Genomic DNA, 9792 nt, shown 5'->3' with positions numbered 1-9792 from the left:
ACATATAACAAACTCTTTCCCTCCACGAGGCTCTTCCTATCTGTCTGCTGTCAGCGCTCGAAGCGAGGCGGCGCAGCCGCGAGTCTCGAGCGCTGACAACAGACGCTCCGGGGGCCGAACCCCGCGCGGCGAAGCCGCGCCAAAATTCCAGTGCCGAGTGTGGGACTCGAACCCACACGTCCTTCCGGACAACGGTTTTTGAGACCGTCGCGTCTGCCAGTTCCGCCAACTCGGCGCACCGGGTGCACATGATATCCCCTCGGTGCCCGGTTTACCGAATGACGGGGTCCCTGAGCCCCGTGATGGCCACTTTGCGCAGGGTACGGGCACTGCCGGCGGGGGTGAAAGGTAGTCTTTACAGCACCCGATCGCGTGACGGCGGATCGACGGCCGTGGATCGGCCGGATCCGCCGTCCGTGGTATCGGGACGAGGCATCGGAACCAGAGGGGTCGTTTATGAGCACTAGTGCGGACGCCGCGGCGAAACGTGTGGTTGTCGCCGAGGACGAGGCGTTGATCCGGATGGATCTGGTCGAGATGCTGACCGAAGAGGGGTATCGCGTCGTGGGGGAGGCGGGCGACGGCCAGCAGGCGGTGGACCTCGCGGTGGAGCACCGGCCGGATCTGGTGATCATGGATGTGAAGATGCCGCGCCGCGACGGTATCGATGCCGCCGCGGAGATCGCATCGAAACGGGTTGCGCCGGTGGTGATCCTGACCGCTTTCAGTCAGCGGGATCTGGTGGAGCGGGCCCGCGATGCCGGTGCGATGGCGTATTTGGTGAAACCGTTCACCAAATCGGATCTGGTGCCTGCCATCGAGCTGGCGGCGAGCCGGTTCCACGAGATCACCGCGCTGGAGAGCGAGGTGGCGGGGCTGTCGGAGCGGTTGGAGACCCGCAAGCTGGTGGAGCGGGCCAAGGGTGTGCTGATGCAGACCCAGGGGCTGACCGAGCCGCAGGCCTTCAAATGGATTCAGCGCACCGCCATGGATCGCCGCACCACGATGAAGGCCGTGGCCGAGGTCGTGCTGGAGAACCTCGCCCCGCAGTAGCCCCCATAGTCGGCCTGTTCGTCCCTGTCACCCCGGCCGGTGGTGTTTTTACTTCTCCGAAACACAGGCCGGAAAACAATTTGCGGCGACATCATCCCGATGATCCGAATGTGACGCGGGATCAACATGGCGCGGTTATGTTTCTCACGAGTCGGCGTGGCCGGCTCCCTCGGCCGTCCGGGGTATTGATGAGGAACATAGGGGAAGATCGTGCTTGGTTCGATTTGGCTGTCGGGGGTGTCGCGTCGCGGTCGCACGGCGCGTGCGCTGATGGGTGTCACCGCGGCAGCGGCGCTGGTTCTGACCGGTTGTAGCGAGAAGACCGCGGGTGATTCGGGTGCGGCCGATACCGGTGGCCTGTCCATCAAGCCGTTGATGCAGGTCGACGCCGCGGGCAAGGAGGTCCCGGCCGCCGATACCGCCGCCGCGGCCGATCCGGCCGGTGACGGTTCCGCGACCTGCCCGCCCACCACGTCCATCGCTATGGCCGGCGCGCTGACCGGCCCGGACGCGGCCCTGGGCATCAATATCGTCAACGGCGTGAAGCTGGCGCTGGACCAGCACAACAAGGCCAATCCGGGCTGCCAGATCAAACTGAAGGAATTCGACACCGAGGGCGATCCGCAGAAGGCCAGCCAGGTGATCCCGCAGATCGTCAACGATCCGTCGGTGATCGGGCTGGTGGGGCCGGCGTTCTCCGGCGAGACCAAGGCCACCGGGCAGATCCTCAGCGACGCGGGACTCGTATCGGTGAGTTCCTCGGCTACCAACGCCACTCTGACCAAGAACGGCTGGAAGTCCTTCTTCCGCGGTCTGGCCAACGATGACGTGCAGGGTCCGTCGGTGGCGAAGTACCTGGTCGGGACCGCCGGGTACAAGAAGGTGTGCGTGATCCAGGACAACACCGATTACGGTGTCGGCCTGGCCGCCAGTATCACCGAGGGGCTGGGCGCGGCCGCCGATCCGGCGTGCTCGGCGAGCATCAAGAAGGGTGACAAGGACTTCTCCGCCACGGTCACCAAGATCTCGGGTGCGCAGCCGGACGCGATCTTCTATTCCGGCTACTACGCCGAGGCCGCGCCGCTGGTGCAGCAGCTGCGGTCGGGCGGTGTGGACGCCACCTTCGTCTCCGCCGACGGCACCAATGATCCGCAGTTCGTCTCACAGGCCGGTGGGTCCTCGGAGGGCGCGGTGCTGTCCTGCCCCTGCGGCCCGGCTCCGGACGAGTTCGCGACCGCCTACGAGGAACTGAACAAGCAGGCTCCCGGCGTGTACTCCGTCGAGGCCTACGACCTGGCGACAATCCTCGTGACCGGTATCGACGACGGGAAGCTGACCCGGCCCGAGCTGCTGGAGTTCGTGCGCGGCTACAGCGGTGACGGGCTGGCGCGGCACTACCAGTGGAACGCCGACGGCGAACTGTCGTCCGCGCTGATCTGGATCTACGAGGTCGGATAGCGAGTTCGCGAACGGTACGCGCACCGGGCACCGCCGGGGCGCGTACCGCTCGCTGCTCGGGTGTGGTCCGATGATGATGAGGGCGGATTACGAATGACAGCATCCATGCCGGTCGAGGTGGCCGTCTGGGCGCAGGGATCGATCGATTTCAACTACGAGGGCGTGATCGATCAGTTCTGGAGACTGACGGTCGACGGCCTGTCCTACGGGGCGATCTACGCGCTGGTGGCCGTGGGCTACACCCTGGTGTACGGGGTGCTGCGGTTGATCAACTTCGCGCATTCCGAAGTGTTCATGGTCGGTATGTTCGGGCAGTACGTGGGGCTGATGCTGCTGGGGTTCGCACCGAGCGGCAATGTGTACAGCGAGGGCGTCGTTCTCACGATCACCTATCTGGCGCTGGCCATGGTCTTCGGGATGGCGGTCTCGGGCGCGACCGCGGTCGGTCTCGAACGGGTGGCCTATCGGCCGCTGCGCCGCCGCGGCGCCAGACCGCTGACCTTCCTGATCACCGCGATCGGAATGTCGTTCGTACTACAGGAGTTCGTGCACTTCATCCTGCCGAAACTGTGGCCGGATCTGGGCGGCACCAACGCGCAGCAGCCGATCATGCTGGTCGAGCCGTCGGTGCAGTTCACCCTCTTCGGCGCCGAGGTCACCAACGTGACCCTGGTGATCGTGGTGTCGGCGGTCGCGCTGGCGGTGCTGGCCGATGTGCTGGTCAACCGCACCCGATTCGGGCTGGGTATCCGCGCGGTGGCCCAGGATCCCGATACCGCGACCCTGATGGGGGTGTCGCGGGAGCGGATCATCATGCTGACCTTCCTGATCGGCGGCCTGCTGGCCGGTGCGGCGGCGATGCTGTTCGTGTTGAAGATTCCCAACGGCATCATCTATTCCGGCGGTTTCGTCCTCGGGATCAAGGCGTTCTGCGCCGCTGTCCTCGGCGGTATCGGGAATTTGCGCGGCGCGCTGCTGGGCGGGCTGGTACTCGGAGTCGTCGAGAGCTACGGGCAGATGTTCTTCGGGACCGAATGGCGGGATGTGGTGGCGTTCGTGGTGCTGGTGCTGGTGCTGTTCTTCCGGCCGACCGGAATCCTCGGTGAGAGTCTCGGGAGGGCCCGCACATGAGCACAGCGAAAACCGGAACCCGCCGGGGCCTCGGCGACGAGATCCGCGCCTGGTGGGCCGGGCTGAGCCGGCCCGCGCAATGGGCGGTGGGGGTGCCGGCGCTGCTCCTGCTGGCCCTGCTGCCGCTGTACCCGCCACCGTTGCTGGACACCCCGGGCACCAGTTTCGGCGGGGTGATGGCCCAGTTCGCCATGTACGCGCTGATCGCCATCGGTCTCAATGTCGTGGTCGGGCAGGCCGGGCTACTGGACCTCGGATATGTCGGCTTCTACGCGGTGGGCGCCTATACCGTCGGCCTGCTCACGAGCCCGAACAGCCCGTGGAATCAGACCGACGGCGGCTGGCTGAACTCCGATTGGGCCTGGTTGGCCTGCGTACCGCTGGCGATTCTGGTGACCGCGGTCGCCGGATTGATCCTGGGTTCACCGACCCTGCGGTTACGCGGTGACTATCTGGCCATCGTGACCCTCGGATTCGGCGAGATCGTGCGGCTGCTGGCCGATAATCTCGGCGAGCTGACCAATGGGAGCCTGGGCCTGTCGGGTATCGCCTATCCGCGGGTGGGCGAATCCGAGACCCATCCCAACGGTGTGTTCTCCGCCGGGAACGTCGGTGATCCGGGCAGTTCCGATCTGCTGGAACGGGCCAACTCCGGGACCTGGTGGTACTGGGTCGGGATGATCGCGGTGGTCGCGGTACTGCTGCTGGTCGGCAATCTGGAACGCAGCCGGGTGGGCCGGGCGTGGGTGGCCATCCGGGAGGACGAGGACGCCGCCGAGATCATGGGCGTACCAACCTTCAAGTTCAAACTGTGGGCGTTCATGATCGGCGCGGGAATCGGCGGCCTGTCGGGCGCCCTGTTCGCCGGTCAGGTGCAGTTCATCAATCCGACCGGATTCAACATCATCAACTCGATGCTGTTCGTCTGCGCGGTGGTGATCGGCGGCTCGGGCAACAAGCTCGGGGTGATCGTCGGCGCGTTCCTGGTGGTGTATCTGCCGAACCGGTTGATGTCGGTGGAGATCGCCGACGACGGCACCACCGGATATGTCCAGCTGGCGATCGTGGCGGTGCTGTTCGTGGCCCTGCTGGTGGGCTGGCGGCTGTGGGCGCGGAACCTGACCGGGCTGCCGCGCTGGGTCTATCTCGCGGTCTCGGTGCTGGCGGCGGTGTACGCGGTGCTGCTGTTGAGCAGTGTGCTCATGACCTACGCCGGTGGCGCGAAGAGTCTCGGTGACCTGAAGTATCTGTATTTCGGTATCGCACTGGTGGTGATGATGATCCTGCGACCCCAGGGCCTGTTCCCGGTCCGGCAGAAACTGCTCGCCTACGGCCGGCAGATCGTACGGGCCGTCCGCCGCCCGGTGGGCGGCGCGAGCGCGGAGGCGGCCTCGTGACCGGACCCCATTCGGGCGACGCCCTGTTCGACAACGAGGATATGGCCGCGGGGTACGCCGCGGCCGAGCCCGCGCCGAAATCGGCGGGGGTCGTGGACGTCACCGCCGTCGACCCCGCGCTCGGTGATGCCGAGGCCGTCGCGGAAGTGGTCGCCGCGCACCGGGAGATCCGCACCGAAGTGGGCGCGCCGCTGTTGAGCACGGAGGATCTCACCGTGCGGTTCGGCGGGCTCACCGCGCTGGATTCGGTGAGTTTCGAGATCCGGCGTGGCGAGATCCTGGGCCTCATCGGACCCAACGGTGCCGGGAAGACCACCTGCTTCAACGCCATCACCGGTGTGTACCGGCCGGCCGCGGGCACGGTGTACTTCGACGGCAAACCACTGACCAAGACCAAACGGAACGCGATCACCCGGCTCGGTATCGCCCGGACCTTCCAGAATGTCCGGTTGTTCGGGGAGATGACCGCCCTGGAGAACGTCGTCGTGGGTACCGATGCCCGTCACCGCACCTCGGTGGCGGGGGCAATCCTGCGGACGGCGCGGCACCGCCGGGAGGAACGCGACGCCGTCGAACGCGGGATGGCGCTGCTGGAATTCGTGGGTATCGCGCCGCGCGCGGTCGAGAAGGCGCGCAATCTCTCCTACGGCGATCAGCGCCGGCTGGAGATCGCGCGGGCTCTGGCGACCGAGCCGAAACTGTTGTGCCTGGACGAACCGGCCGCCGGCTTCAATCCGAGTGAGAAGTCCGCGCTCATGGATCTGATCCGCAAGATCCGCGACGACGGGTTCACCGTGCTGTTGATCGAGCACGATATGCGGCTGGTGATGGGCGTCACCGATCGCATCGTGGTGCTGGAGTTCGGCCGCAAGATCGCCGACGGGCTGCCCGCCGAGATACGCACCGATCCGGCCGTGATCGCGGCGTATCTGGGTGTGCCCGACGACGAACTGACCGACGCGGACGTTTCGGCGTCCACGGCCGCGATACGCGCGGAACAGGCCGGGGAAGCCGGCGGAGCGGAGGAGCGTCGATGAGCACGGCGGGTACCGGCAGCGAGACGAGCGGCGTCGGGAAAGCCGGCGGTGCGGCGCTGCTCGAGGTCGACGACATCGTCGTGCGCTACGGCAGAATCCAGGCGCTGCACGGTATCTCGCTGCGCGTCGCCGAGGGTGAACTGGTGACCCTGCTCGGCGCCAACGGCGCCGGGAAGACCACCACCATGCGCGCGCTGTCCGGGCTGCTGCCGCTGAGCGAGGGACGGATCCTGTTCGAGGGCCGCGATATCAGCCGGTTGAAGGCACACGAACGGGTCCTGGCGGGGCTGGTCCAGGCCCCCGAGGGTCGTGGCGTGTTCCCCGGCATGACCGTGCGCGAGAACCTCGATATGGGCTGTTACGCGCGGCCGTTCAAGAAAAAGGCGGATCACGAAACGGCCCTGGAGCGGGTATTCGAACTCTTCCCGCGGCTGCGGGAGCGGCAGAAACAGGTCGGTGGCACCCTGTCCGGCGGTGAACAGCAGATGCTGGCCATCGGCCGCGCGCTGATGGCCCGGCCCCGGCTGCTGCTGCTCGACGAACCGTCCATGGGCCTGGCGCCGATGGTCATCCAGCAGATCTTCCGGATCATCGCCGAGATCAACGCCACGGGTACGACGGTGCTGCTGGTCGAACAGAACGCCCGGCAGGCGCTGGCACGCAGCGACCGGGGCTACATCATGGAGACCGGCGAGATCACCAAGACCGGCCCCGGCCGGGATCTGCTCGACGATCCGGCGGTCCAGGCCGCGTATCTCGGCGTCGGCTGAGCGACCGGGCGGGCCGCGGGGCGCCGCGTGCCCGCCCGACCCGACGGCCTGCCCGGTTGTCGGGGGGAGTCCCTAGACTCTCGGGGTGTGACCCCACCGACCACCGCGCAGCCGACCGCCCCCGCCTCCGCCGACGCCTCCGGATCCTCGGGGGAGCGGCCCACGCTGCTGCTACTGGACGGGCACTCCCTGGCCTACCGGGCGTTCTACGCGCTGCCGGCGGAGAACTTCCAGACGGTCACCGGCCAGACCACCAACGCCGTGTACGGGTTCACCGCCATGCTCATCAACCTGCTGCGCGACGAGAAGCCCACGCATATCGCGGCGGCGTTCGATGTCTCCCGGCAGACATTCCGGGTGGACGCCTATCCCGAATACAAGGCGAACCGGTCGAAGACACCGGATGAGTTCCGCGGCCAGGTCGAACTCACCAAAGAGGTGCTGGGCGCGCTCGGCGTACCGGTGATGGCGATCGAGGGCTACGAGGCCGACGACATCATCGCCACCCTCACCACCCAGGCCGTACCGCAGGGTTTCCGGGTTTTCATCGTCACCGGAGATCGCGACGCCATCCAGCTGGTCAACGACGACGTCACCGTTCTCTACCCGAAGAAGGGCGTCTCCGATCTCACCCGCTTCACGCCCGAGGAGGTCGTGGGCAAATACGGGCTCAGCCCCACCCAGTATCCGGACTACGCGGCGCTGCGCGGTGACCCCAGCGACAACCTGCCCGGCATCCCGGGCGTGGGGGAGAAAACCGCCGCGAAATGGATCCGCGAATACGGCGACCTGAACACTCTGGTCGACAAGGTCGACGAGGTGCGCGGCAAGGTCGGCGCCGCGCTGCGCGCGAATCTCAGCAGTGTCGTGCTCAACCGTCAGCTCACCGAAATGGTCCGCGACGTACCCCTGCCGTACACGCCGGACCAGCTGGCCCAGGGGGCGTGGAACCGGGAACGGATCCATCAGCTGTTCGACGACCTGGAATTCCGGGTACTGCGCGACCGCCTCTTCGAAACGCTGGCACCCCCGACCACCGAGGCCGAAGTCGGTTTCGAGATCAGCGGCAGCACACTGGAACCCGGAAGCGTCGCCGACTGGCTCGCCGAACACGCGAAAGCGGAATCCCGGCACGGGCTGTCCCTGTCCGGAAACGGCACCCCCGCCGCCGGTGACGTCCGGGCTCTCGCCATCGCCGGCGCCGACGGGGAATCCGGCTATATCGACGTCACCACCCTCACCGCCGAGGACGAGGCCGCGCTCGGTGCCTGGCTGGCCGACCCCACCCGATACAAGGCCCTGCACGAGGCCAAGAGCGCCGTCCATGCCCTGCGCGGTCGCGGCTGGACCCTCGCCGGACTCACCAGCGATACCGCGCTCGCGGCGTACCTGGTCCGGCCCGGGCAGCGCAGCTTCAACCTCGACGACCTCTCCCTGCGCTACCTGCACCGCGAACTCCGCAACGACACCGACGCCACCCCCCAGTTGTCTCTGCTGGACGCCGAGGACTCCGTCGACGCCGAACTCGCCCAGAACGAGATGCTGCGCGCCCGCGCCGTCGCCGATCTGGCCGACGCCCTCGACATCGAACTCGCGAAGATCGAATCCACGCCGCTGCTCGACGAGATGGAACTGCCGCTGCTCGGCGTGCTCGCCGAACTCGAGGACGCCGGCATCGGCGTCGATACCGGCCGCCTCGGCGAACTGCAGCGGCAATTCGCCGACAAGGTCACCGAGGCCGCCGACGCCGCGTACGGGGTCATCGGCAAACAGATCAACCTCGGCTCGCCCAAACAGCTGCAGGTGGTGCTGTTCGACGAACTCGATATGCCGAAGACCAAACGCACCAAAACCGGCTACACCACCGATGCCGACGCCCTGGAATCGCTCTACGAGAAAACCGAGCACCCGTTCCTGCAGCATCTGCTCGCCCACCGCGACGCCACCCGCTTGAAGGTCACCGTCGACGGCCTGCTCAAAGCGGTCGCCGACGACGGCCGCATCCACACCACCTTCAACCAGACCATCGCCGCCACCGGCCGCCTGTCCTCCACCGAACCCAACCTGCAGAACATCCCCATCCGCACCGATACCGGCCGGATGATCCGCGACACCTTCGTCGTCGGCGAGGGCTACGAATCGCTGATGACCGCCGACTACAGCCAGATCGAAATGCGCATCATGGCCCACCTCTCCGGCGACGAAGGCCTGATCGAGGCCTTCAACTCGGGCGAGGACCTGCACAGCTTCGTCGCCTCCAAAGCCTTCGACATCCCCATCGGCGAGGTGTCCCCGGAACTGCGCCGCCGTATCAAGGCCATGTCCTACGGCCTGGCCTACGGACTCAGCTCCTACGGACTCTCCGCCCAGCTGAAGATCAGCACCCAGGAGGCGAAGGAGCAGATGGACATCTACTTCTCCCGCTTCGGCGGCATCCGCGACTACCTGCAGGCCGTGGTCGAACAGGCCCGCAAGGTCGGCTACACCCAAACCCTCTTCGGCCGCCGCCGCTACCTGCCCGACCTCGACCACAGCAACCGCCAGCGCCGCGAAGCCGCCGAACGCATGGCCCTCAACGCCCCCATCCAGGGCACCGCCGCCGACATCATCAAAGTCGCCATGATCAACGTGCACCGCGCCCTAGCCGACTCCGGTCTGCGCTCCCGCATGCTGCTCCAGATCCACGACGAACTCGTCTTCGACGTCGCCCCCGGGGAAGAGGAACCGCTCCGCGCGCTCGTACTCGACAAGATGTCCTCGGCCATCGAACTCTCGGTGCCGCTGAGCGTTTCGGTCGGCGTGGGTCGCAGCTGGGACGCGGCGGCACACTGAAATATTGGAGCGGCTCCGCCGGGAAGGTGAAGTTCGGATCAGACGCTTCGCGGAGGGTGAGTTGAGAGGTGACCTCTCCGCGAAGGTGAATTCGGATGTGCCCCCTTCGCGAAG

Annotated in this window: 7 protein-coding genes and 1 tRNA gene; 7 read left to right on the top strand and 1 reads right to left on the bottom strand. The window is 66.8% G+C overall.

Annotated elements, in window-relative coordinates; all coding sequences use genetic code 11:
- Positions 1-151: 151 nt before the first annotated feature.
- Positions 152-235: transfer RNA gene (locus tag ACWDU1_RS23300), tRNA-Leu, on the bottom strand.
- Between the two features lie 221 nt (positions 236-456).
- Here ACWDU1_RS23300 and ACWDU1_RS23295 point away from each other — a divergent pair.
- The 7 genes from ACWDU1_RS23295 (at position 457) to polA (ending at position 9678) form a co-directional block, all read left to right on the top strand.
- The gene (locus ACWDU1_RS23295) at positions 457-1053 is read left to right on the top strand and encodes an ANTAR domain-containing response regulator (RefSeq protein ID WP_450001495.1); all 597 of its coding nucleotides are present in this window, start codon (positions 457-459) and stop codon (positions 1051-1053) included.
- Between the two features lie 270 nt (positions 1054-1323).
- Positions 1324-2511: a branched-chain amino acid ABC transporter substrate-binding protein gene (locus ACWDU1_RS23290; protein ID WP_450001499.1), complete on the top strand. Its 1188-nt coding sequence runs from the start codon at positions 1324-1326 to the stop codon at positions 2509-2511.
- A gap of 93 nt (positions 2512-2604) precedes the next feature.
- Positions 2605-3642, top strand: a complete 1038-nt coding sequence (locus ACWDU1_RS23285; protein WP_450001493.1) for a branched-chain amino acid ABC transporter permease — start codon at positions 2605-2607, stop codon at positions 3640-3642.
- Complete coding sequence (locus ACWDU1_RS23280) at positions 3639-5039, top strand: branched-chain amino acid ABC transporter permease (protein WP_450001491.1); 1401 nt, start codon at positions 3639-3641, stop codon at positions 5037-5039. Before ACWDU1_RS23285 ends, ACWDU1_RS23280 begins: the two co-directional genes overlap by 4 nt.
- A gap of 41 nt (positions 5040-5080) precedes the next feature.
- Positions 5081-6076, top strand: a complete 996-nt coding sequence (locus ACWDU1_RS23275; protein WP_450001497.1) for an ABC transporter ATP-binding protein — start codon at positions 5081-5083, stop codon at positions 6074-6076.
- Positions 6073-6846, top strand: coding sequence for an ABC transporter ATP-binding protein (locus ACWDU1_RS23270; RefSeq protein ID WP_450001490.1), 774 nt, complete (start codon positions 6073-6075; stop codon positions 6844-6846). The genes ACWDU1_RS23275 and ACWDU1_RS23270 overlap by 4 nt, the downstream gene beginning before the upstream one ends.
- 87 nt (positions 6847-6933) lie before the next feature.
- Positions 6934-9678 (top strand): DNA polymerase I, encoded by a 2745-nt coding sequence (polA, locus tag ACWDU1_RS23265; protein ID WP_450001488.1) that lies wholly within the window; start codon positions 6934-6936, stop codon positions 9676-9678.
- Positions 9679-9792 lie beyond the last annotated feature (114 nt).

The sequence above is a fragment of the Nocardia sp. NPDC003345 genome (genome assembly GCF_053589395.1).
The sequence above is the reverse complement of the archived record's forward strand: the minus strand, read 5'-3'. Positions and strand labels throughout refer to the sequence as shown.

What these genes read in the sequence shown, in the direction of transcription:
- ACWDU1_RS23270 (WP_450001490.1), top strand. Translation starts at nt 6,073, where the DNA reads ATGAGCACGGCGGGTACCGGCAGCGAGACGAGCGGCGTCGGGAAAGCC.
- ACWDU1_RS23290 (WP_450001499.1), top strand. Translation starts at nt 1,324, where the DNA reads ATGGGTGTCACCGCGGCAGCGGCGCTGGTTCTGACCGGTTGTAGCGAG.
- ACWDU1_RS23295 (WP_450001495.1), top strand. Translation starts at nt 457, where the DNA reads ATGAGCACTAGTGCGGACGCCGCGGCGAAACGTGTGGTTGTCGCCGAG.
- ACWDU1_RS23280 (WP_450001491.1), top strand. Translation starts at nt 3,639, where the DNA reads ATGAGCACAGCGAAAACCGGAACCCGCCGGGGCCTCGGCGACGAGATC.
- ACWDU1_RS23285 (WP_450001493.1), top strand. Translation starts at nt 2,605, where the DNA reads ATGACAGCATCCATGCCGGTCGAGGTGGCCGTCTGGGCGCAGGGATCG.
- ACWDU1_RS23275 (WP_450001497.1), top strand. Translation starts at nt 5,081, where the DNA reads ATGGCCGCGGGGTACGCCGCGGCCGAGCCCGCGCCGAAATCGGCGGGG.